The sequence below is a fragment of the Pseudomonas cannabina genome (assembly GCF_900100365.1).
Lineage (GTDB): Bacteria > Pseudomonadota > Gammaproteobacteria > Pseudomonadales > Pseudomonadaceae > Aquipseudomonas > Aquipseudomonas cannabina.
In genome coordinates this window covers 3,490,295-3,513,414 of record NZ_FNKU01000001.1, presented here as the reverse complement: position 1 = coordinate 3,513,414, position 23,120 = coordinate 3,490,295, and the positions used below count along the sequence as shown (strand labels likewise).

Annotated in this window: 21 protein-coding genes; 12 read left to right on the top strand and 9 right to left on the bottom strand. The window is 58.8% G+C overall.

The window, feature by feature from the left end; translation table 11 throughout:
* Positions 1–44 precede the first annotated feature (44 nt).
* Positions 45–1,232: a cell division protein FtsZ gene (ftsZ, locus tag BLT55_RS16515; protein ID WP_007248943.1), complete on the top strand. Its 1,188-nt coding sequence runs from the start codon at positions 45–47 to the stop codon at positions 1,230–1,232.
* 112 nt (positions 1,233–1,344) lie between these two features.
* Complete coding sequence (lpxC, locus tag BLT55_RS16510; RefSeq protein WP_002555040.1) at positions 1,345–2,256, top strand: UDP-3-O-acyl-N-acetylglucosamine deacetylase; 912 nt, start codon at positions 1,345–1,347, stop codon at positions 2,254–2,256.
* A 116-nt stretch (positions 2,257–2,372) separates the two neighbouring features.
* Here the strand turns inward: lpxC and BLT55_RS16505 are convergent, their stop codons facing one another.
* Positions 2,373–2,828 (bottom strand): DUF721 domain-containing protein, encoded by a 456-nt coding sequence (locus BLT55_RS16505; RefSeq protein ID WP_055000142.1) that lies wholly within the window; start codon positions 2,826–2,828, stop codon positions 2,373–2,375.
* A 304-nt stretch (positions 2,829–3,132) separates the two neighbouring features.
* Here BLT55_RS16505 and secA point away from each other — a divergent pair, with 304 nt between their 5' ends.
* The 4 genes from secA (at position 3,133) to BLT55_RS16485 (ending at position 8,840) form a co-directional block, all read left to right on the top strand.
* Positions 3,133–5,874 (top strand): preprotein translocase subunit SecA, encoded by a 2,742-nt coding sequence (gene secA, locus BLT55_RS16500; protein ID WP_007248939.1) that lies wholly within the window; start codon positions 3,133–3,135, stop codon positions 5,872–5,874.
* 111 nt (positions 5,875–5,985) lie between these two features.
* On the top strand, positions 5,986–7,203 hold the full coding sequence (gene argJ / locus BLT55_RS16495) for a bifunctional glutamate N-acetyltransferase/amino-acid acetyltransferase ArgJ (protein ID WP_055000143.1): 1,218 nt from the start codon (positions 5,986–5,988) through the stop codon (positions 7,201–7,203).
* A 57-nt stretch (positions 7,204–7,260) separates the two neighbouring features.
* Positions 7,261–7,887, top strand: coding sequence for a glutathione S-transferase family protein (locus tag BLT55_RS16490; protein ID WP_055000144.1), 627 nt, complete (start codon positions 7,261–7,263; stop codon positions 7,885–7,887).
* A 2-nt stretch (positions 7,888–7,889) separates the two neighbouring features.
* Positions 7,890–8,840, top strand: coding sequence for a Nudix family hydrolase (locus BLT55_RS16485; RefSeq protein WP_055000145.1), 951 nt, complete (start codon positions 7,890–7,892; stop codon positions 8,838–8,840).
* Between the two features lie 228 nt (positions 8,841–9,068).
* Here the strand turns inward: BLT55_RS16485 and BLT55_RS16480 are convergent, their stop codons facing one another.
* Genes BLT55_RS16480 through BLT55_RS16470 form a run of 3 tightly spaced genes read right to left on the bottom strand, consistent with a single transcriptional unit; the run spans position 9,069 to position 12,663 of the window.
* A complete protein-coding gene (locus tag BLT55_RS16480; RefSeq protein ID WP_055000146.1) occupies positions 9,069–9,647 on the bottom strand; it encodes a cob(I)yrinic acid a,c-diamide adenosyltransferase in 579 nt (192 codons plus the stop codon).
* 15 nt (positions 9,648–9,662) lie between these two features.
* Positions 9,663–11,699: a sensor histidine kinase gene (locus tag BLT55_RS16475; protein WP_007248933.1), complete on the bottom strand. Its 2,037-nt coding sequence runs from the start codon at positions 11,697–11,699 to the stop codon at positions 9,663–9,665.
* Positions 11,700–11,742: 43 nt separating this feature from the next.
* Entirely contained in the window at positions 11,743–12,663 is a 921-nt protein-coding gene (locus tag BLT55_RS16470) for a putative 2-dehydropantoate 2-reductase (protein WP_055000147.1), read from the bottom strand.
* A 171-nt stretch (positions 12,664–12,834) separates the two neighbouring features.
* On the opposite strand from BLT55_RS16470, the gene BLT55_RS16465 reads away from it, so the two are divergent.
* Positions 12,835–13,314 (top strand): YajQ family cyclic di-GMP-binding protein, encoded by a 480-nt coding sequence (locus BLT55_RS16465; protein ID WP_007248931.1) that lies wholly within the window; start codon positions 12,835–12,837, stop codon positions 13,312–13,314.
* A gap of 101 nt (positions 13,315–13,415) precedes the next feature.
* Positions 13,416–14,246: a mechanosensitive ion channel family protein gene (locus BLT55_RS16460; protein WP_055000148.1), complete on the top strand. Its 831-nt coding sequence runs from the start codon at positions 13,416–13,418 to the stop codon at positions 14,244–14,246.
* A 65-nt stretch (positions 14,247–14,311) separates the two neighbouring features.
* On the opposite strand, the gene BLT55_RS16455 is transcribed toward BLT55_RS16460, so the two are convergent.
* The 3 genes from BLT55_RS16455 to BLT55_RS16445 are packed head-to-tail and all read right to left on the bottom strand — an operon-like array spanning position 14,312 to position 16,616.
* On the bottom strand, positions 14,312–14,626 hold the full coding sequence (locus tag BLT55_RS16455) for a hypothetical protein (protein WP_055000149.1): 315 nt from the start codon (positions 14,624–14,626) through the stop codon (positions 14,312–14,314).
* A gap of 28 nt (positions 14,627–14,654) precedes the next feature.
* Positions 14,655–16,205 (bottom strand): AmpG family muropeptide MFS transporter, encoded by a 1,551-nt coding sequence (locus BLT55_RS16450; RefSeq protein ID WP_055000150.1) that lies wholly within the window; start codon positions 16,203–16,205, stop codon positions 14,655–14,657.
* A gap of 54 nt (positions 16,206–16,259) precedes the next feature.
* Positions 16,260–16,616, bottom strand: a complete 357-nt coding sequence (locus BLT55_RS16445) for an MGMT family protein (RefSeq protein WP_055000151.1) — start codon at positions 16,614–16,616, stop codon at positions 16,260–16,262.
* Between the two features lie 159 nt (positions 16,617–16,775).
* On the opposite strand from BLT55_RS16445, the gene BLT55_RS16440 reads away from it, so the two are divergent.
* Complete coding sequence (locus BLT55_RS16440) at positions 16,776–17,783, top strand: DUF481 domain-containing protein (RefSeq protein WP_054079822.1); 1,008 nt, start codon at positions 16,776–16,778, stop codon at positions 17,781–17,783.
* A 58-nt stretch (positions 17,784–17,841) separates the two neighbouring features.
* Here the strand turns inward: BLT55_RS16440 and BLT55_RS16435 are convergent, their stop codons facing one another.
* Positions 17,842–18,600 carry an SDR family oxidoreductase gene (locus BLT55_RS16435; RefSeq protein ID WP_055000152.1) on the bottom strand — a complete coding sequence of 253 codons (759 nt, stop codon included), beginning with the start codon at positions 18,598–18,600 and terminating at the stop codon, positions 17,842–17,844.
* A 311-nt stretch (positions 18,601–18,911) separates the two neighbouring features.
* On the opposite strand from BLT55_RS16435, the gene BLT55_RS16430 reads away from it, so the two are divergent.
* From BLT55_RS16430 to groL, 3 genes are all read left to right on the top strand, one after another.
* On the top strand, positions 18,912–19,403 hold the full coding sequence (locus BLT55_RS16430) for an FxsA family protein (protein WP_055000153.1): 492 nt from the start codon (positions 18,912–18,914) through the stop codon (positions 19,401–19,403).
* Positions 19,404–19,655: 252 nt separating this feature from the next.
* Positions 19,656–19,949 (top strand): co-chaperone GroES, encoded by a 294-nt coding sequence (locus BLT55_RS16425; RefSeq protein ID WP_003304675.1) that lies wholly within the window; start codon positions 19,656–19,658, stop codon positions 19,947–19,949.
* Between the two features lie 49 nt (positions 19,950–19,998).
* Positions 19,999–21,642, top strand: coding sequence for a chaperonin GroEL (groL, locus tag BLT55_RS16420; protein WP_007248922.1), 1,644 nt, complete (start codon positions 19,999–20,001; stop codon positions 21,640–21,642).
* 594 nt (positions 21,643–22,236) lie between these two features.
* On the opposite strand, the gene BLT55_RS16415 is transcribed toward groL, so the two are convergent.
* Positions 22,237–22,977: a phosphatase PAP2 family protein gene (locus BLT55_RS16415; protein ID WP_055000154.1), complete on the bottom strand. Its 741-nt coding sequence runs from the start codon at positions 22,975–22,977 to the stop codon at positions 22,237–22,239.
* Positions 22,978–23,120: the final 143 nt, after the last annotated feature.

Below are 23,120 nucleotides of genomic sequence, written 5' to 3'. Positions count from 1 at the left end.
CAGGCAGTAGGCAAAACTAACTAGAAAGCGGAAGGAGAGAGAAAATGTTCGAACTCGTAGACAACGTCCCGCAAAGCCCGGTCATTAAAGTAATCGGTGTAGGCGGTGGTGGCGGAAACGCTGTCAATCACATGGTCAAGAGCAACATCGAAGGCGTGGAATTCATCTGCGCCAACACCGATGCTCAAGCGCTGAAAAACATTGGCGCGCGGACCATCCTGCAACTGGGCACAGGCGTGACCAAAGGCCTTGGCGCTGGCGCCAACCCGGAAGTCGGTCGTCAGGCCGCCATGGAAGACCGTGAGCGCATTGCAGAAGTCCTGCAAGGCACCAACATGGTGTTCATTACCACCGGCATGGGTGGCGGTACCGGTACCGGTGCTGCTCCGATCATTGCTGAAGTGGCCAAGGAAATGGGCATCCTCACGGTAGCAGTCGTGACCCGTCCGTTCCCGTTCGAAGGTCGCAAGCGTATGCAGATCGCCGATGAAGGCATCCGCATGCTGTCCGAAAGCGTCGACTCGTTGATCACCATTCCCAACGAGAAGCTGCTGACCATCCTCGGTAAGGACGCCAGCCTGCTGTCGGCTTTCGCCAAGGCTGACGATGTACTGGCCGGTGCCGTTCGCGGTATCTCCGACATCATCAAGCGTCCGGGCATGATCAACGTCGACTTCGCCGACGTTCGTACTGTCATGAGCGAAATGGGCATGGCGATGATGGGCACTGGCTGCGCCAGCGGTCCGAACCGTGCACGTGAAGCGACCGAAGCAGCCATTCGCAACCCGCTGCTCGAAGACGTCAACCTGCAGGGCGCTCGCGGCATCCTGGTCAACATCACTGCCGGTCCTGACCTGTCGCTGGGTGAGTACTCGGACGTGGGCAGCATCATCGAAGCGTTCGCTTCCGAGCACGCCATGGTCAAGGTCGGTACCGTTATCGATCCAGACATGCGTGACGAGTTGCACGTGACTGTGGTCGCTACCGGCCTGGGCGCGAAAATCGAGAAGCCTGTCAAGGTGATCGACAACACGCTGCAAACCACCCAGCAGGCTCCTGCACAGCAGGCGTCCCGTCAGGAAGCGCCGTCGGTCAACTACCGCGATCTGGATCGTCCGACCGTGATGCGCAACCAGGCTCACGCCAGCGCGACCGCTGCGGCAAAGATGAACCCTAACGATGACCTCGACTACCTGGACATCCCGGCTTTCCTGCGTCGTCAGGCCGATTGATGAAATGTATCAGGGGTATTAGGGTGATTGGTGTTCAGCAAAGGCATGGTCTGCTATCATCGCCAGCCTTTGTTGATACCAGTTCGCAACTTGCGCTGAAGCGGCCCATGCCATGATTAAACAACGCACCCTGAAAAATATTATCCGTGCCACAGGTGTAGGCCTGCACTCCGGGGAGAAGGTTTACCTGACCCTCAAGCCCGCACCTGTGAATACCGGCATTGTGTTTTGCCGAGCTGACCTTGACCCCGTCGTGCAGATCCCTGCGCGTGCGGAAAACGTCGGCGACACCACTCTTTCGACCACACTGGTCAATGGTGATGTCAAAGTTGACACGGTAGAACACTTGCTCTCGGCCATGGCTGGCCTTGGCATCGATAACGCCTACGTCGAGCTCTCTGCCTCCGAAGTCCCGATCATGGACGGCAGCGCAGGCCCATTCGTATTCCTGATTCAATCGGCAGGCCTGGAAGAACAGGACGCACCGAAGAAATTCATCCGGATCCTGCGTGAAGTCACAGTGGAGGAGGGCGGTAAACGCGCTACGTTCGTGCCTTTCGAAGGCTTCAAGGTCAGTTTCGAGATCGATTTCGATCACCCCGTCTTCCGTGACCGCACCCAGAGTGCAAGCGTGGACTTTTCCAGCACTTCCTTCGTGAAGGAAGTCAGCCGTGCCCGGACCTTCGGGTTCATGAGTGACATCGAGTACCTGCGCAAGCACAACCTCGCACTCGGCGGCAGTGTGGAAAATGCCATCGTGGTCGACAAGGACGGCGTATTGAACGAAGACGGCCTGCGGTATGAGGACGAATTCGTCAAACACAAAATCCTGGACGCCATCGGTGACCTCTACCTGCTCGGCAATAGCCTGATCGGGGAGTTCCGGGGCTTCAAGTCAGGACACGCACTGAACAATCGTCTTTTGCGCACGTTGATCGAGCAGAAAGACGCCTGGGAAGTGGTGACCTTCGAGGATGCCAGTACGGCACCTATTTCTTACATGCGCCCTGTCGCGGCCGTGTAAGCAAGCTTTACTCTCTTTCCTTTTGTTCTTTAAAGGCTGCCCTCGGGTAGCCTTTTTTTATTGGATTTATTGGGGGGCATGAGGTTTGCGCACGTCTGCTCAGGACCACTCAGGCGCTATTTCCTGTCCCTGGCATGACTGGCGAGTCTTTCGAGTGCGGCGCGCAGCTTGGGGTCTGTGATGCCGTCGGCCGTGGCCTGGATGTTTTCGGCGGCCACTGCTGACAGATCAATGGTGTGCGTAGCTGCTCCGCGAGGGGCTTCCGGCGGTTGGACCTTGAAGACGATTCGGGTCAGATTGATGAATTCGTCGAAGGCGATCAGTTGTCGGTGCAGGCGCTTTTGCTGATAGCGCAGGCGCGTGGCCCAGTGACCGTCTGTCACGATCAGCAATAAAGTGCCCTCGCGCCACGAAGCCACATGACAATGCTCGCGCGCTGCCGGTTGCAACTGGCTTTCGAGCAAGCGTTGCAGATGGCTCAGGCGTTCGGCGTGGCGAAAGATGGCCTTCAGCGGCTTGGCTTCGCGCAGCAGAACCGCAGGGGGGCGTGCATTGAGGGGACGAAAGGCCATGGGTAATTGCCTGGTAACAAGATGAACATGTTAACAGAAAGCATTCTGACGGCTGCTTTCTGAGGCGTTTCCGTGCTTTCATATGCAAATCAATGAGTAACTTCCCCGTTTTCCGGGTTGAAGTGCTTGAAAATGGCCCCATTGTAAATCTGCCCCGTCACAGCGCTGTGCCAGCATCGTGGAATAACGCCACTTTCCTCACCACCGTTTCCGGGTAGAATGCTCGTTCGCATGTGGCCATCTGGGCTGCACGGGCGACTCACGGGGCCGCCCTCCATTCCTATGTGTGGAAGATCCTGTCGATATGTTTGCGCCTTTGTTGAAAAAACTTTTTGGAAGCAAGAACGAGCGTGAAGTCAAACGCATGCTCAAGACGGTACAGATCGTCAATGCCTTCGAAGAGCAAATGGTGGCCCTTTCGGACGAGCAATTGCGCGCCAAGACCGAAGAGTTCAAGGCCCGCATAGCCAAAGGCGAGACCCTCGATCAATTGCTGCCTGAAGCCTTTGCCGTTGCTCGTGAAGCGGGCAAACGCGTCATGGGCATGCGCCACTTCGACGTTCAGTTGATTGGCGGCATGACCCTGCACGAAGGTCAGATCGCGGAAATGCGCACCGGTGAAGGTAAAACCCTCGTCGGCACCCTGGCTGTGTACCTCAATGCGTTGTCCGGCAAGGGCGTTCACGTGGTCACTGTGAACGACTACCTCGCGCGCCGCGACGCCAACTGGATGCGCCCGCTGTACGAATTCCTCGGTCTGACCGTAGGCATCGTCTCGCCATTCCAGCCGCCGGAAGAGAAGCGCGCCGCTTACGCTGCCGACATCACGTACGGCACCAACAACGAATACGGTTTCGATTACCTGCGCGACAACATGGCGTTCAGCATGGACGACAAGTTCCAGCGTGAACTCAATTTCGCCGTGATCGACGAAGTCGACTCGATTCTGATCGACGAAGCGCGTACGCCGCTGATCATTTCCGGTCAGGCCGAGGACAGCTCCAAGCTGTACACCGAAATCAACCGCCTGATCCCCAAGCTCGAGCAGCACATCGAGGAAGTGGAAGGCGAAGTCACCAAGCCGGGCCATTTCACCGTTGACGAGAAGACGCGTCAGGTCGAGCTGAACGAAGCCGGTCACCAGTTCATCGAAGAAATGCTCACCGAAGTCGGCCTGCTGGCCGAGGGCGAAAGCCTGTACTCGGCGCACAACCTTGGCCTGCTGACCCACGTCTATGCCGGTCTGCGTGCGCACAAACTGTTCAATCGCAACGTCGAATACATCGTGTCGGACGGTCAGGTGCTGCTGGTCGACGAACACACCGGTCGCACCATGCCGGGTCGTCGCCTGTCCGAGGGTCTGCACCAGGCCATCGAAGCCAAGGAAGGTCTGAACATTCAGGCCGAAAGCCAGACCCTGGCATCGACCACGTTCCAGAATTACTTCCGTCTGTACAACAAGCTGTCCGGCATGACCGGTACAGCCGACACTGAAGCGTTCGAATTCCACCAGATCTACAATCTGGCCGTAATGGTCATCCCGCCGAACAAACCACTGGCGCGTAAAGACTTCAACGACCTTGTCTACCTGACGGCGGAAGAGAAGTACGCGGCCATCGTGACCGATATCAAGGCCTGCCTGGCGCAAAACCGGCCGGTGCTGGTTGGTACGGCGACCATCGAAACGTCCGAGCACATGTCCCGCCTGCTCAACCAGGAAGGCATCGAGCACAAGGTTCTGAACGCCAAGTTCCACGAAAAAGAAGCAGAGATCATTGCACAGGCCGGTCGTCCGGGGGCGCTGACCATCGCCACCAACATGGCCGGTCGTGGTACTGACATCCTGTTGGGCGGCAACTGGGAAGTTGAAGTTGCCAACCTGGAAGACCCGACTCCGGAGCAGATCGCCCAGATCAAGGCCGATTGGCAGAAACGCCATCAGCAAGTGATCGAGGCCGGTGGTTTGCACGTGATTGCTTCCGAGCGTCACGAATCGCGTCGTATCGACAACCAGTTGCGCGGCCGTGCCGGTCGTCAGGGTGATGCTGGCTCCAGCCGCTTCTACCTGTCGCTCGAAGACAGCCTGATGCGCATCTTCGCCTCTGATCGGGTGAAAAACTTCATGAAGGCGCTGGGCATGCAGTCCGGTGAGGCCATCGAGCACCGCATGGTGACCAACGCCATCGAAAAAGCGCAGCGCAAGGTGGAAGGTCGTAACTTCGACATCCGCAAGCAACTGCTCGAATACGATGACGTCGCCAACGAGCAGCGCAAAGTGATCTATCACATGCGTAACACGCTATTGGCCGCTGAAAACATTGGTGAGACGATTGCCGACTTCCGCGAAGAGGTGCTCAACACCCTCATCAGCCAGCACATCCCGCCGCAATCGTTGCCAGAACAGTGGAATGTCGCCGGTCTGGAAGCGGCGCTGAATACCGACTTTGCGGTGCAATTGCCGATTCAGCAGTGGCTGGACGAAGACGATCACCTTCACGAAGACAGCTTGCGCGAAAAAATCATGGCGCAACTGCTGGTGGCTTACAACGAGAAGGAAGATCAGGCCAGCGCCGAAGCTCTGCGCTCGTTCGAGAAGCAGATCCTCCTGCGCGTGCTGGACGACCTGTGGAAAGATCACCTGTCGACCATGGATCATCTGCGTCACGGTATTCACTTGCGCGGTTACGCTCAGAAGAACCCGAAGCAGGAATACAAGCGCGAGTCGTTCACCCTGTTCCAGGAACTGCTGGATTCGATCAAGCGCGACACCATCCGTGTCTTGTCGCATGTTCAGGTCCGTCGCGAAGATCCCGAGGAAGAAGAGGCTCGTCAGCGCCGGGAAGCCGAAGAACTGGCGAGCCGCATGCAGTTCGAGCACGCACCGGCGCCGGGTCTCGACCAGCCATTGGCGGATGAGGAAAGTGGCGAAGTGCCGGTAACCGTTGCTTCCGAGCCCGTGCGTAACGACCAGAAACTGGGTCGCAACGAGCTGTGCTGGTGTGGCTCGGGCAAGAAATTCAAGCACTGTCACGGTCAGATCAGCTAAGCCTTTTGACTGTGTGATACCTGCGCCGCGACCGGCTTGCCCGTCGCGGCGTTTTTTCATTGATAGCCGTACCGATGTGGACGGCGCCCCTACTCCTTGAGGAGCACCCCGATGGCTGTTGGTCTTGGTCCGTTGCCTGCGTTGCACCCGGTTCCCGGTTTTGAACTCGGCATTTCGTCTGCCGGCATCAAGCGCCCGGGGCGCAAGGACGTCGTGGTTATGCGCTGTGCCGAAGGCTCCAGCGTTGCCGGCGTATTCACCTTGAATGCGTTCTGCGCCGCGCCGGTCATTCTGGCCAAACAACGCGTGCAGGGCACTGTGCGTTATCTGCTGACCAATACCGGCAATGCCAACGCGGGCACCGGCGAGCCGGGTCTGGCGGCGGCGCGTCGTACCTGCGAAGCGCTGGCGCAACTGACGGGCGTCGATGCGTCGGCGGTGCTGCCGTATTCGACCGGTGTGATCGGCGAGCCGTTGCCTGTGGAAAAGATCGAAGGCGCGCTGCAAGCTGCGCTCGACGATCTGTCTGTGGATAACTGGGCCGCCGCGGCAACCGGGATCATGACCACCGATACCCTGCCCAAAGGCGCAAGCCGTCAGTTCACTCATGATGGCGTTACCATCACCGTGACCGGCATCAGCAAGGGGGCGGGCATGATCCGTCCGAACATGGCGACCATGCTCGGCTACATCGCGACCGACGCCAAAGTGTCGCAAAGCGTCTTGCAGGACCTGATCCGCGACGGTGCCAACAAGTCCTTCAACCGCATCACCATCGATGGCGACACTTCGACCAACGACTGCTGCATGCTGATCGCCACCGGTCAGGCCGGTCTGCCTGAAATCACCGAGGCCAAAGGGCCGCTGTTCGAGGCCTTGAAGAAGGCCGTGTTCGACGTGAGCATGGAAGTCGCTCAGGCCATCGTGCGTGACGGCGAAGGCGCGACCAAATTCGTGACCGTCGAAGTCAACGGCGGTGGCAATCATCAGGAATGCCTGGACGTCGGGTACGCGGTCGCTCACTCGCCGCTGATCAAGACCGCGCTGTTCGCGTCCGACCCGAACTGGGGCCGTATCCTGGCCGCTGTTGGCCGTGCAGGCGTGCCGGATCTCGACGTCAGCAAGATCGACGTGTTCCTCGGCGGCGTCTGCATCGCCAGCCAGGGCTGTCGCGCGACTACTTACACTGAAGAGCAGGGCTCCGCGGTCATGGCGGAAGAGGAAATCACCATCCGTATCGAGCTGGGCCGCGGTGATTGCAGCGAAACCATCTGGACCACTGATCTTTCTCACGAATACGTGAAGATCAACGCCGAATACCGCACCTGATTCAACGTCCAGCGCGGGGGCATCCTGTTCTCGCGCCGGCCTCAACGGAGCTGAACCATGAGCCTGCATCTGATTATCGGCGACAAACGCTATTCCTCCTGGTCGCTGCGTCCATGGCTGGTCCTGGAAATGACCGGCGCGCCGTTCACCGATCAGGTGATTCGTCTCAATCAGCCTGATACCCGCGAGAACATTCTCAAGTATTCGCCCACCGGTAAAGTGCCTGCGTTGCAGTGCGAGCACGGCACGATCATTGATTCGCTGGCGATTTGCGAGTACCTGGTCGAGCGTTTCCCGGACGTCGAGTTATGGCCGCGTGATATCGCTGCCCGTGCCCAGGCGCGCTCGGCTTGTGCGCAGATGCACAGCGGTTTCGTCAGCCTGCGTTCGAACATGCCGATGGACCTGCGTCAGGATCAGGCGCTGGAAGTGATTCCGGTCGACACCCAGAATGACATCGACCGTATCGTCGCGTTGTGGGCCGAGTGCCGCGTTGCTGCGGCCGAGACTGGTCCGTTTCTATTCGGTAAGCCGAGCATTGCTGATGCGTTCTTTGCGCCAGTGGCGATCCGTCTGCGTGGCTATCGTGTCCAGTTGCCTGCCGAAGCGCTGGCCTATATCGAAACCATCTACCAATGGCCTGCCTTCAAGCGCTGGCAGCAGGCTGGTCTGAAGGAGTCCTGATCGTGAAACGAGTTCATGTGGCCGCCGCGGTCATTCGTGGTGCTGACGATAAAGTCCTGATCGCCCGACGTGCAGACAGCCAGCATCAGGGCGGTCTCTGGGAATTTCCCGGTGGCAAGGTCGAGGCGGGCGAAACCGTCGAGGCGGCACTTGCACGTGAACTGCAGGAAGAGCTGGGCATCGTTGTGGCTGCTGCCCGTCCGTTGATCAAGGTTTGCCATGATTACCCGGACAAGCAGGTGCTGCTGGATGTGTGGGAAGTTTCTGCATTCACTGGCGAACCGCATGGTGCAGAAGGTCAGCCGCTGGCCTGGGTGACGCCGCGCGAGCTTGCCGGTTACGAGTTTCCGGCGGCCAACCAGCCGATTGTCGCGGCAGCGCGCTTGCCTGCTGACTACTTGATCACGCCGGACGGGCTGGACTCCATCGAGCTGCTGCGTGGCGTACAGAAAGCAATCGCCGGGGGCATCAAGCTGGTTCAGTTGCGTGCGCCGGGTGGCTACGACCCGAAATATCGCGATCTGGCGGTCGATGCGGCGGGCCTGTGCGCAGGCAAGGCGCAACTCATGCTCAAGGGCCCTCTGGAGTGGCTGGGAGACTTTCCGTCCGCTGGCTGGCACCTGACGGCGGAACAACTGCGCAAGTACGCCAGCCGAGGCCGTCCGTTCCCTGAGCATCGCTGGCTGGCGGCGTCTTGCCATAACGCAGAAGAACTGGCCCTCGCAGAACAGATGGGCGTGGATTTCGTCACCCTGTCACCGGTTCAGCCCACCCTGACCCATCCGGATACACAGCCGCTGGGCTGGGAGCAGGCGACACAGTTGATCGCATGCGTCAACAAACCGGTCTTTCTGTTGGGCGGCGTAGGTCCTGCGCAACGCCAGCAGGCGTGGGAAAGCGGCGCGCAAGGCGTTGCCGGGATACGCGCTTTCTGGCCTGACGAGATTGTTTGAGTAGCACAAGAGGACGCAGAGCACTCATCGCTATACAAGTCCGCTTTTGACTCTGGCCGAAGGCCGTGGGAGCGGACTTGTCCGCGAATGGGCAGGTCTATTCTCTGAAAATGCATCGTTTGAACTATTGCCTTCGCGAACAAGTTCGCTCCCACAAAAGCCCCTACGCTTCAACGTGAGAACGCTCCGCGTCACACATCTGCGCCGCGCAGCTATTTCGGCTTGATGTCAAACCGGCTTGGGCGCAGGTTGCCAGAGTATTTCCGCAATGCCCTGCCGTCTGCCAATCAGGCGGGCGGCAACGAACAGCAGGTCCGACAGCCTGTTGATGTACGCCAGCCCGGCACCTTCCAGAGGTTCGACCGCATTCAGGTGCTGGCAGCGGCGTTCGGCGCTGCGTGCCAGGCTGCGGCAGATGTGCGCCTGGGCAATCAGTGATGAGCCACCCGGCAGAATGAAATTTTCCAGCGGGCCGAGCTCGTCGTTCCACACATCGATCGCTGCTTCCAGCCTCTCGACTTCGGTGCTGTTCAGCGCCTTGTAGCTCGGCATCGCCAGCTCCCCACCCAGATCGAACAATCGATGCTGGCAGGGCGCAAGCACTTCGATGACTTCGTTGAGTGCCGGAACGCGCTGAGCCTCATCGATCAGCCCGGCCAGCAGCAACCCGAGCTGGCTGTTCAGGGTATCGACTTCGCCGATGGCCTCAATGCGCGGGTGATCCTTGGACACCCGGCGGCCGTCGCCCAGTCCGGTTTCTCCGGTGTCACCCGTGCGTGTGTAAATCTTCGACAAACGAAAGCCCATTGCGATGGCTCCTGATCAGGATTTGGAAATAACCTGCTGCTGAACACTGGCCTGATTGGCGACCAACGGCAAACGCAGCGTGAAGCAGGTTCCCATGCCGAGAGAGGATTGCACCTCCATCTGGCCTTTGTGGTTATTGGTGATGATGAAGTACGACACCGAAAGCCCCAGTCCAGTGCCCTGACCGATTTCCTTGGTGGTGAAAAACGGCTCGAACGTCCGCTTGCGAACGTTTTCCGACATGCCGATGCCGTTGTCTTCCACCTGAATTTCGGCCCACGGCGGATTGAGGCGGGTGCGCAGAATGATGCGCCCTGGTTCTGCGCTGTCTGGCCGCTGGTGAATGGCCTGTGCGGCATTTTTCAGCAGGTTCAGCAGCACCTGCTCCAGCTCGTTGGAAATGCACGGCACCGGGCCCAGTTCCGGGTCGAACTGGCGAATGATGTGCTGGCCCTTGAAGTCGAAGCCGATGGTCAGGTCGAAGTCGTTACTGGCGATTTCTACCGCCTGATCGATCAGCGCTGGCAGATCGCACGGTGCCAGCTGGCGGCTGCTCAAGCGGCTGAAGTTGAGCATGTGGCTGACGATTTTCGCCGCCCTGGCGCCTGCCTGTTGAATGCCGTCCAGCAGTTTTGGAACCTCGCGGCTCTCCAGGTATTGATTGACCACCGCCAGATCGATGCCATCGGCTTCGGCCTGCTCGACGTTTTTCGGCAATTCTGGGGATAGACGCCGTCTGATGTTCTGTACGTTATGCAGAATGGCGCCCAGCGGGTTATTGATCTCATGCGCCATGCCCGCCGCCAGCCCGCCGACCGAAAGCATTTTCTCCGACTGCACCATCATTTCTTCCAGCGAGATACGCTGAGTGATGTCATCGATACGGATCACCACGCCGCGCCCGGCATCGCCCGTCAACGGGTAGAAGGTCAGAGCGTAGTGGCGCGCCTCTTCGTTCTTGATCCAGGTCACGCGCTCGATCTTGGTCACACTGTGCCGCTCGACGGTGTGTTTGATCTGCGGCAGGAACGAGCGCATCGGCTCGAAGGCGAGAAAGATCGGCTGGTTCAGCGCTTCGTCCAGCGTGGTGCCGGACAGCGCAGTAGCTTCCTGATTCCATTGCGTCACGTAAAGCTGCTCGTCCAGCGCGATCATGGCCGAGGGCATGGAATCGATGATGCTGTTGAGGTAATTCTGGAAGCCGGTGAGCTTTTTCTCGATCTTGCTGCGCACCTGAACTTCCAGTTCCAGCTTGCGGTTGGTATGGCGGGTTTCCTCGGCCAGCCCCTGCGCCTGATCGTAGGCTTCCTGAGAGTCGTCGCGGGCGCGTTTGAGTTGCTGCTCGCGGGCCTCGATACGCGACAGCATGGTATTGAACGCTTCCGCCAGACTGCCGATTTCATCCTCGTTGCCAGGCTCGGCGCGCAGTGCATAGTTCTCTTCGCGGGTGACGCGTCGGGACAGTTCTTCCAGTTGATAGATAGGCTCGGTGATCAGGCGCCGGATCTGCCGGGCGACGACCAGCCAGAGCAGCACACTGAACACCAGGATGCCCAGGCTGGCGGTCAGCGTGCCGGTGTAGAACGCTGCAGGCAGCTCGCTGCTGGCGACCAGCAACAGATGCCCTGGCGGTTCGTCGCCTTTGGGCACGGTAATCACCTGGGTGCTGCGAAATTCAGTCAGACGCCAGTTGTCCAGGTCTTTGAAATGCCGGGGCAGCTCGAGGCTTTCGCCCTGATGCATCTGCTCCAGTCGCTCGCCGTTATTGTCGTACAGCGCTGCGGCCCGCAACGGTCCGTAGCTTCTCAGCTCCTTGAGCAAGGCGCGCGCCTCGTTCGGCGAGTACAAGGCCCGCTCGTTGAGGTTGGCGCTGCTGATCAGGCGGCCGATGGTTTGTAGCGCCTGCGGGGCCATGGCCTCTTGAGAGATGTAATAGGCCGCGCTGATGAAGGTCAGGTTGGCGACCAGCAGCACGGTGGTCATCAGGATCAGCAGGGCGGCCAGCAGTTTCTGGCCGACCGGCAGGTTTTCCAGGCGTTGGCGCAAGGGCATGGGCGAGTCGCAGTGGCGGGTGGTGCGAGCAGGGTAGCGCGGGCTAGTCAGTACGCAAACCCTTGCTTGCCAGATGAGCTGTCAGACGCGTCTGCAAATGCTGCAGGTGTGGCGTCGGGCAGCGATGGCGAACTGCCTCAGTGCAGGCATAGCCGAGCAGGTAACGGATTTCGGTGCGTCGCCGGTTGGCGACATCCTGATGCATCGACGCGTAGTTGGCTGCCGTGGCGTTGATCACGCGCAGCACTTCGCTGTGCAGGTCTTGTGCGGCAGCGGGCTGACCGCAACGCTCCAGCAGTTGCGTCAGTTCGGCGCAAAGGGTTGCAACCTCGCCGCCATGTTCCAGCAGCCCCCCATTACGGCAATCGTGCAGCACGGTCAGCGGGTTGATCGTGCAATTGATTGCCAGCTTGCGCCACAACCGCGAGAGGATGTCCGGCGTCCATTCGTGAGGGATGCCGCTGTCGTGCAAATCCTTCAACAGCAGCGGTGCAACCGGGTTGGCGGCATCATCCAGCCACGTGAAACCGTGGCCGGCGAACCTGACACACCAGTCCGATTCACGAAATGCACCTTCGGTGCTGGAGGCGAAGAGGCAGCGGGGGTCGGGAATGATCGCTGCCACCGCGTCCTGACTGCCCAGGCCGTTTTGCAGCAGGATGACGTCGGCGCCCTTCGCCAGGCGCGGAATCAACTGTGCAACGGCCTGTTCGGCATCGTAGGCCTTGCAGGCGACCAGCAAGCGTTCGATCGGTTCTTGCCGGTCTGCCGTCTGCGCATCGACGGGATAAGCCTGGGGCAGCGCGTTTTCTATCAGCGTCACGCAGCCGCCATTGGCGCGATACGCCGCCAGCCGCTCGGCGTCACGCAGTAACAGCCGCACCGGCAGGCCTGCCCGGTGCAGGCGCGTCGCCCACAGGCAACCCAGACTGCCGGCCCCCAGCACGTGCCAGATCACGGCCATCAGCGTGGCACGATCATGGACGGAAACGGTCTGCTGAACGTGAAAACAGGGATGTGCATGAAAGGCTCACAGTGAACGCAGGGAAAGTCTCGTTATAATAAGCGTTCTTTCAAACCGTCAAGTCATGCGTGCCCGATCCTTGTGCGCACGCCGTTTATCTGGAGAACATACATGCCCTCGTTCGACGTAGTGTCCGAATTGGATAAACACGAAGTCACGAATGCCGTCGACAACGCCATCAAAGAGCTGGACCGTCGCTACGACCTGAAAGGCAAAGGCACGTTCGAGTTCAAGGAACTGACCATCACGTTGACGGCTGAAGCGGATTTTCAGCTGGAAGCCATGATCGAGATCCTCAAGCTGGCGCTGGTCAAGCGCAAGATCGACGCCAAGTGCCTTGAAGTCAAAGACGCCTATGCGTCCGGCAAGCTGATGAAGCAGGAAGCCACGCTGCGCGAAGGCATCGACAAAGAGCTGGCGAAGAAAATCGTTGCTCACATCAAAGAAGCCAAGCTCAAGGTTCAGGCCGCCATTCAGGGCGAGCAGGTTCGGGTGACCGGCAAGAAACGTGACGACCTGCAAGAGGCCATCGCTGCACTGCGTGCCTACGATGCGGACATGCCGTTGCAATTCAATAACTTCCGTGACTGAACATGGGGACTGCGCTGCGGGGAACCCTTGTGGTCCCCGGCCAGTCCGAATCGCCTTGAGCGCGATTTGACGTCGGTTCGTAACGGGTAATGGGGACAACAATGGATTTAAATGCTGAAGTCGGTCATCTGTGGCAAGCGTCGCAGGCGTGGATTCCGATGATCATGGAATACGGCAGTCGTTTGCTGCTGGCTCTGGTAACGCTGTGCCTGGGCTGGTGGCTGATCAACCGGCTGACCGGCAGGCTGGGCGCCTTACTGGCGCTGCGCCATGCTGATCTGGCCTTGCAGGGCTTCGTCAGCAACCTGGCGAACATCATTCTGAAAATCCTGCTGGTGGTCAGCGTCGCGTCGATGATCGGCGTCGAAACCACCTCGTTCGTGGCCGCGATCGGTGCGGCCGGCCTGGCCATCGGTCTGGCCTTGCAAGGCAGCCTGGCGAACTTCGCGGGCGGGGTGCTGATTCTGCTGTTTCGTCCGTTCCGCATCGGCGACTGGATCGAAGCCCAAGGTGTGTCGGGAACCGTCGACAACATCCAGATCTTCCACACCGTCCTGCGCACCGGCGACAACCGTACCGTGATCATCCCCAACGGCAACCTGTCGAATGGCATCATCACCAATACCAACCGCCAGCCGACCCGCAAAATCACCTTCGACATCGGCGTCAGCCATGATGCGGATTTGAAGAAGGCCTTGCAGGTCCTGCTGGACATGGCCGATGACCCCCGCGTGCTGCAAGACCCGGCCCCGCAAGCCGTGGTGGCAGCGCTCGGCGAGAACGCGATTACCCTGTCATTGCGGGTCTGGACCAGTACGGGCGATATGGGCGACGTGACGTCGATGTTCAACATCGAGGCGCGCGACCGTTTGAAGGATGCCGGAATCGAGATTCCACTGCCGCAGCGGATTGTGCGGGTGGTTCAGGAATAGTGTTGAGACCGATATGAGAAAGCCCTGGCTCGCGAGAGTCAGGGCTTTTTTTCGCCCTGCGGTCACTACATCCTGGCCAGCGTAGTAACGATGGTAATTGCCGCAACGACGGCGGCCACTGCGTTGATCCAGAACACTGTGCGTACTGTTCTTGAAAGCCTCCACGGCTTTATGGCGATGGCATACAGCAGCAGAAAGATGACCGCAAAGATTTCAATCTGCGCGAGGATGACCGTGCCGCCGCTGAAAGCCATCGATCCGGACGGATCGGCAGGCCCGCTCGACAGGAATGCGGCGCCGATGATCGGCAGCCAGATTCCCAGGCTGATAAGGCCCAGTGGAACCGGGTTGAAAGGGCGTGCTTTGTTTTCAGTGTCCAAGGGTGTTCCTTGATGGGTTAGCCAGGGATCAGGGCTGGTCGACCGGGGAAACCTGTTTGGGCTCCTCGGTCTGCGCCGTGCGTATCTCTCTGTTCCATTGCAGGATGATCATCACCAGCGTCGGGATACCCAGCAGGGCGGTGATCAGGAAGAAGTTGTGGTAGCCGAACTTTTCCACAACCACACCGGAATAACCGCCCAGCAGGCGCGGCAACAGCAGCATGATGGAGCTGAGCAGGGCGTATTGCGTGGCAGAGAATTTCAGGTTGGTCAGGCTCGACAAATAGGCGACGAACGCCGAGGTCGCCAGCCCCGAGCTGAGGTTGTCCAGTGAGATGGTCAGGATCAGCATCTTCACGTTCGGGCCCATGTCTGCCAGCAGCAGGAACAGAATATTGGTCGATGCCGAGGTCAGGCCGCCGATGAACAGGATCGGCATAATGCCGAAACGCACGATCAGCAGCCCTCCGACACCTGCGCCAAGCAGGGTCATGATCAGGCCGAAGATCTTGCTGACGCTGGCGATCTGGTCCTTGGTGAAGCCCTGATCGATATAGAAGACGTTGGCCATCACGCCCATCACCGTGTCCGACATCCGGTAGGTGGCGATCAGGCCCAGCAACAGCAGGGCCTGCCAGCGGTAGCGCATGATGAAGTCGTTGATCGGCGTCAACACCGGCGCCAGACCGCGACGGCCCATTGCAGACAGGCAGGCGAAGGTCAGGAGCGTGTAGAGAATGGCGCGCAGAAACGCCCGGTCTTCCAGCAGCAGGTCCATCCAGCTGGTGCCGTCGAACAGCACGCTGGCGAAGTCGGTGTTGTAAAGCTGGGTAAACATCGACGGCACGGACACCAGCAATACGATCAGTACGAACACCGACGCCAACTGGTGAGTGAAACCGTAGCGCGCGGCCGACAGCTGAGTGCGCAGCGGCACTGGCGGCTCGCGCATGATCAGCGTAGTGACCAGCGCGGGCAGCATCAGCAGGCCGAACAGCACATAGGTGCCGGTCCATGCCGAATGCTTGTAGGCAAAGCCGGTCGAGCCGAAGCCTTCGGCGAAATACAGCGCCCCGGCGGTTGCCAGCAGCGCGGCAACCCGATAGCCCGACATATAGCTGGCGGCGAGGGCGGCCTGCTGGGTGTCTTGGGCGATTTCCAGGCGATAGGCATCGATGGCGATGTCCTGAGTCGCAGAGGCAAAAGCCACTACCACCGCAATGGCGATCAACCACGACAGGTGTTTTTGCGGGTCGCAGAAGCCCATGCCGATCAGGCCCAGAATCACCAGGCTTTGCGCAAGCACCAGCCAGGAACGGCGGCGCCCGAGTTTGCCGAGCAGGGGCAGGCGCCATTGGTCGAGCAAGGGCGACCACACCCATTTAAAGGCGTAGGCCAGACCGATCAGGCTTGCATAGCCGATGGTTTCACGAGCAACACCCGCTTCGCGCAACCAGACGGATAACGTTGAAAAGACCAGCATGTAAGGCATGCCCGCAGCGAATCCGAGCAGCAGTAACACTAATGTCGACGGGCTGGCATATGCGGCGAGCGCGGCGCGCCAGGTTTTACGGGGCATGGGCTGGAATCTGCCTCAGGTTACGAAAACAAAGGGCGCACTCTAACCGCTGTGCTATAGCGGACGCCAGCCATGGCGCTGCATATCAACCCGATTATTCGTAACGGTAACGCCCTCGGCCCGTAAACGTGCGCGCTGTTCGTCACCGGAAGCGCTGCCGACGGGCAGGCTGATGCGACCGTCAGCCCCTAAAACCCGGTGCCACGGCAGAGAGGAGCCGTCCGGCAACTGACTCAGCGTGCGCCCGACCCAGCGCGCGGCGCGGCCCAGGCCTGCCAGCTCGGCCAACTGACCGTAGGCGATTACTTTGCCCTCCGGTATTTGCGCCATGGTCAGGTAAAGAGCGGCACGTCGCACTTCGTCAGGCGACTGTTCGTCTGGGTAAAGTAATGTCAAGTTCGGATCAGCCACACATTAATCCTGTATAAAAGCGATATTGATTGTCGTTCGCTGAACTTTTGCTGAGTCAGGCTGTCAGTTACCACCGTGCTTGGTGGTACATGGATCGCCCCGACGCCTTCCCGCAGGATAATGCCCGATTTCCCGCCCTACAGAGCCTAGTTATCGCTTATGTTGTCCAGAACCCTGCTGTGCCTTGCAATCACCGCCGTATCCACTCCGTTGCTTGCCGATACCGTCTGGTTGAAGAACGGCGATCGGCTGACCGGTACCATCAAAGTGTTCGATGGCGGCAAGTTGCTGCTGCAGACCGAGTACGGCGGCGCCATCGCGCTGGACTGGAAACAGGTCAAGACCCTGAAAAGCGACCAGCCTTTGCTGGTCAAGCAGGACGAGCACACCGGCGAAGTAGCCAAATCGTTGCAGGCTGCCGATGACGGCAAGGTCGTGCTGGCCAATGGTGATGCGCCCAAGACCGTCGAGCTGGCGAGCATTCAGCAGATCATCAAGCCGAAACCGGTGATCACCGATCTGGTCTGGAAGGGCAACATCGATGCCGCGCTGGACTTCCAGCAGGCTGAAAACGATACCAATGACTATAACGTCGCCTTCAAGACCTCGGCTCGTCATGGCGACTGGCGCCACAACGCCAGGGGCGATTACAACCGCGAGACTACGGACGAAGTTGTCGGCACCGACAACTGGAGCGCCGAGTACTCGCTGGACCGCTTCCTGACCGAGAAATTCTTCTGGGACGGCCGCATCAGCTACAAACGTGACAAGGTCGAAGATCTGTCCCGTCAGCGCGTTGTCGGTACCGGTCCCGGTTATCAGCTGTGGGATGACGAGCTGGGCGCCTTTAAAGTCGGCGCGCTGCTCAACCGCACAGATTTCGAATTCTCCAACGGCCAGAAAGAAAACTTCTACTCCGTTGCAGGCACCTGGGATTACACCCGCTACCTGATCGGCAAGAAAGTCGAATTCTTCACCAACGGCGAACTGGGCAAACCGTTGAGTGCCGTAGCCGATTACTCGCTGGATGCCGAGGCAGGCCTGCGTTACAAGGTCACCGATTGGGCGTCGCTCAATCTGAAAGCCGAGAAGAACGTCATCAGCGGTTCGAGCAATGGCGACGTCGACAAGACGCGCTACACCGCTGGCTTCGGCGTGAGCTGGTAAGCGACTGGCAGGCGACGCACGCTATGTGCGTCGCTCGCCGTTTCAGTGCTGACAGACCCTAGATCCGCATCGCGCCATCCAGCTCCAGGATGCGTCCGCTGAAATAATCATTCTCCAGAATATAAGCCACCGAGTGCGCAATCTCGTCCGGCTTGCCCATGCGTTTGAGCGGTATGGCTGAGGTCATTTTTTCCAGCGCCTCAGGCTTCATGCTGCCGGTCATCTCGGTCTCAATGAACCCCGGCGCCACGCCCGCCACGCGAATGCCATAGCGCGCCAGCTCCCTCGCCCACGTCACCGTTGCAGCCGCAACGCCAGCCTTGGCCGCTGAATAGTTGGTCTGTCCGATATTTCCGGCCCGGGAAATCGACGAGATGTTGATGATCGCGCCCTGACTCTTCTGCTCGATCATTTTCGCTGCCACTTCGCGGGTGCAAAGAAACACGCCGGTCAGGTTGACGTCGATCACCGACTGCCATTGCGCGAGGCTCAGCTTGGTCATCACGCCGTCCTTGACCTTGACCAGCAGGCCGTCACGCAGGATGCCGGCGTTATTCACCAGGCCGTGAATGGCGCCAAACTCGTCAGCGACCTTGTTGACCGTGTCGACGACCTGATCTTCGTTGGCGACGTTGCACAGGTAGGCGCGCGCCTTGACCCCAAGCGCTTCGCAGGCGGCGACGGCTTGGTCCAGCTTCTCCTGATTCAGGTCCAGCAACGCCAGATTCGCGCCCTTGCCGGCCAGGTACTCGGCCATGGCTCTGCCCAGGCCCTGGCATCCGCCGGTGATTATTATCAGCTTGTCTTTCAATTCCATGTGCGTGCCCAATCAGTTGATCGTTTCCATGGCATCACTGGCTGGATGCGAGTGCTTATGCCATAGCCAGACGACGTTATATTCTGTTTCAGCGCGCTCGTCTTCCCTTCACAGCAAGACGCAGCAGCAGGGCTCCAGCCGAAGATTTGCTCTGCCTTGAAATACACCGATACACGTTCGTGAAGCCTGTGTTCAGCCGGTTTATGCGCATAATCAGCCTGCGACCGAGATGCGCGGAGCTTGAATTAACGATCTTCTGACATCACATACGGTCTACTCGGAAGGCATTCTTCCCCTGAGGAACTCATTTGATGCGTGTTTTTTTGCTGCTGTTCTTATTATTCCCGGTGCTCGAGCTGTTTCTGCTGGTTCGAGTCGGAATGTCCATCGGCTTTCTCTGGACCTTTCTGCTGGTCGTCGCGACGTCCATGCTCGGGCTGTTCGTGATGCGTGTGGCCGGTTTTGCAACGGCGCTGCGTGCGCGCGAAAGCCTGGCGCGCGGCGAGTTGCCTGCGCAGGAGATGCTCGAAGGCCTGATGGTTGCCGTCGGTGGTGGTCTGTTGCTGCTGCCGGGTTTCATCAGTGACATTCTCGGCGTGATCTGCCTGTTGCCGATAACCCGTCGCCTGCTGATCAGCAAAGTGCGCCAGCGCGCTCAGGATCAGGCGATGCGTCAGCGCGCTTTTGCCGACGACTTGCAGACGCCCGCCAACCAAGGGCCCGCCAGCCGCCCCACTGCGATTCACCAACCGACCCGCGAACCCGACGTCATCGAGGGCGAGTTCGAACACCGCGACAAGTAACCTGCATAGCCTCGCAGCGCGGCACCTTCGGGTGCCGCGCTGGTTTCAGGACCGGTATCGGATTGTAAAAATTTTCTGTGCCAAGACTTGTAATCAACTCGCTCGCCCTTATGTATGGGTCACCGCAAGGTTTCTGGCCTGAAGGCCAGACCGTATTCTGCGGTTCGCGCGTCGAACCGTAACCGGCAAGTCCGGATTTGAACCGGCCGGTGCACTCACCGGGCGATAAAAAAACATAATCAGGAGATCGCAATGAAGCTTCGTCCTCTGCATGACCGCGTCGTCATTCGTCGCAGTGAAGAAGAAACGAAAACTGCCGGCGGTATCGTTCTGCCAGGCTCGGCTGCTGAAAAGCCTAACCGTGGCGAGATCGTCGCTGTAGGTACCGGCCGCGTGCTGGACAACGGTGAAGTGCGTGCGCTGGCCGTAAAAGTGGGTGACAAGGTTGTGTTCGGCCCTTATTCCGGCAGCAACACAGTGAAAGTAGACGGCGAAGACCTGCTGGTGATGAGCGAGAACGAGATTCTTGCTGTCGTCGAAGGCTGAGTGCTCCCGCTGATTTCCGTTACCACAAAGTATTCAAGGAATAATGATCATGGCTGCTAAAGAAGTTAAGTTCGGCGATGCTGGCCGTAAAAAAATGCTCGCCGGTGTAAACGTCCTGGCTGACGCAGTAAAAGCGACCCTGGGCCCAAAAGGCCGTAACGTCATCATCGAAAAAAGCTTTGGCGCTCCGCTGATCACCAAAGACGGTGTGTCGGTTGCCAAGGAAATCGAGCTCAAAGACCGTTTCGAAAACATGGGCGCGCAGCTGGTCAAAGACGTTGCCTCCCGTGCCAACGATGATGCTGGTGACGGCACCACGACTGCTACCGTTCTGGCTCAGGCTATCGTCAACGAGGGCCTGAAGGCTGTCGCTGCCGGCATGAACCCGATGGACCTGAAGCGCGGCATCGACAAGGCGACCATCGCCATCGTTGCTCAACTGAAGCTGCTGTCCAAGCCGTGCACCGACACCAAGGCAATTGCCCAGGTCGGCACCATCTCTGCCAACTCGGATCACTCCATCGGCGACATCATTGCCGAAGCCATGGAAAAAGTGACCAAAGACGGCGTTATCACCGTTGAAGAAGGTTCGGGTCTGGACAACGAGCTGTCTGTTGTAGAAGGCATGCAGTTTGACCGTGGCTACCTGTCCCCGTACTTCATCAACAAGCCGGACACCATGGTTGCCGAACTGGACAGCCCGCTGCTGTTGCTGGTTGACAAGAAGATCTCCAACATTCGCGAAATGCTGCCGGTTCTGGAAGCAGTCGCCAAGGCTGGTCGTCCGCTGCTGATCGTTGCTGAAGACGTTGAAGGCGAAGCGCTGGCAACTCTGGTTGTCAACAACATGCGCGGTATCGTGAAAGTTGCAGCCGTCAAGGCGCCAGGTTTCGGTGACCGTCGCAAGGCCATGCTGCAGGACATCGCTGTTCTGACTGGCGGTACCGTCATCTCCGAAGAGATCGGTCTGAGCCTGGAAACCACTACCCTGGAACACCTGGGTAATGCCAAGCGCGTCATTCTGAACAAAGAAAACACCACCATCATCGATGGTGCTGGCGTCAAAACCGATATCGACTCGCGTATCTCCCAGATCCGTCAGCAGATCGGTGACACCAGCTCGGACTACGACAAGGAAAAACTGCAAGAGCGTCTGGCCAAGCTGTCGGGCGGCGTTGCAGTGATCAAGGTCGGTGCCGGTTCCGAAGTTGAAATGAAAGAGAAGAAAGCCCGCGTTGAAGACGCCCTGCACGCAACCCGTGCAGCCGTTGAAGAAGGCGTGGTACCTGGCGGTGGCGTAGCACTGGTTCGCTCGCTGCAGGCCATCGAAGGTCTGAAAGGCGACAACGCCGATCAGGACGTCGGTATCGCTCTGCTGCGTCGTGCAGTTGAAGCGCCTCTGCGTCAGATCGTTGCCAACTCCGGCGACGAGCCAAGCGTGGTTGTCGACAAGGTCAAGCAAGGTTCGGGTAACTTCGGTTACAACGCTGCTTCCGGCGAATACGGCGACATGATCGAAATGGGTATCCTCGACCCGGCCAAAGTGACTCGCTCTGCTCTGCAGGCGGCGTCCTCCATCGCCAGCTTGATGATCACCACCGAAGCGATGATCGCTGACGTGCCTGAAGACAAGCCAGCAGGCGGTGGCATGCCGGACATGGGCGGCATGGGTGGTATGGGCGGCATGATGTAAGCCGGCTTTACCCCTTAAGCTACACCCATAAAGAACCCCGCCTTGTGCGGGGTTTTTTGTTTGTTCATCGGTATAGCTATTGTGTTACCTGTGGCTGAAGTTTGCTGCCAAATGTTCTTGGGCGCCGATGGCGATTAATGGGTATGACATTAGACTTGTCACTAAGGCGGACATGCGAACTCCCGCAGTAAGAGAGGTCAATGACGCTGTATCGGCCGCAGGACTTGATTTGTATCTTGCTGGCCTCTTGAAGTGATGGCCTTTTCGGGAGTGGTTGAAATGAAAAATATTATCAGGATGATTAGTTTTGCAGTGGTTTTGGGCAGCGGTGCAGCCGCTTCGTCAGTTGTCTTTGCGGAAGGTTGCCGAGATGGTTATATCCAAATATCAGGTCCGCTGGGCCTGGTATGTATTCCTGTTTCTCTGTGCACTATCGCGCCTCAGTCGTGTTAACAGACTGATCAAGTGAGCGCTTCAAGTTGTCGAGTACAGCACTTAAAAAGAGACCCCGCCTTGTGCGGGGTTTCTCACGCTGGCTACTGCAGGGTCAAGTTTGCCTGTGACGCCAACTTCCGGCGTCATGGTTGTGCACTGTCAGCCAGCGGTCTTTACTCCTCCCGCCACCGAACCCTTCGGCATAGGCCGATACAGCACAAAGTAATAAACCCCCAGACAGATCAACCAGCAAAACACCGCCGTCCAGATGTTATGGGAGAAGAAGTGCGCACCTTGCAGCATGCGGCCGATGGAAAATATCGATCCCAGACCGAAGGCCAGTGCCAGCCCCGCTTTTGCCAGCCGTGGGCGACGATCCCGCAGCACAAAAAACAGTGCAAACAGGGTAAAGCCGGTCGCCGCATGACCACCCGGCCAGCAGCGTCCGGGTTTTTCGGTGGCGGGGCGCGGGCTCAACAGTTCGCTGTAGGTTTCCTCGCCGCCGAACTCTTTCAGGCTCCACGGGCATTGCACCGACGTCACGACTTTTACCGGGGTGACGAAGGCGGTCGACAGGGCCATGGACAGCACCAGGCAACCCAGCTCCCTGCGCCATGGAATCAGACGCTCTACCTTGAATGACGCGGCAAAGCCGATGATGGCCAGAGCACCGAAGGCCATGACCATTTGTTTGGCGCGGTCGTGCAATACATCTTCGAGAAAGTGACTGTGCCTGCCGATGAATTCGCCACTGACCGGGTCGTAGGCCATTTTGGCAATGTCCATGTCCAGCGAGGTCAGTTCGAGCAGCACCAGCACTATCGCGACAGCGATGGGGATACCCAGATAAATCCACGGATTGAGCGAGCGAGAGTAGGGCGGGGCGACGGTTTTCGACATATCGAATCCAGAACGATGGGTGAAAGGCGGCTGTTTTCACGGGCGACAGCAGGTCTCAAAGTGTGTCATGGCCTTTGTTGATCATAGGTGAAAAAAACGTCATGCCATTTCGGCGCTGGCTCTGAGGCCCACTTCGTCTTAAG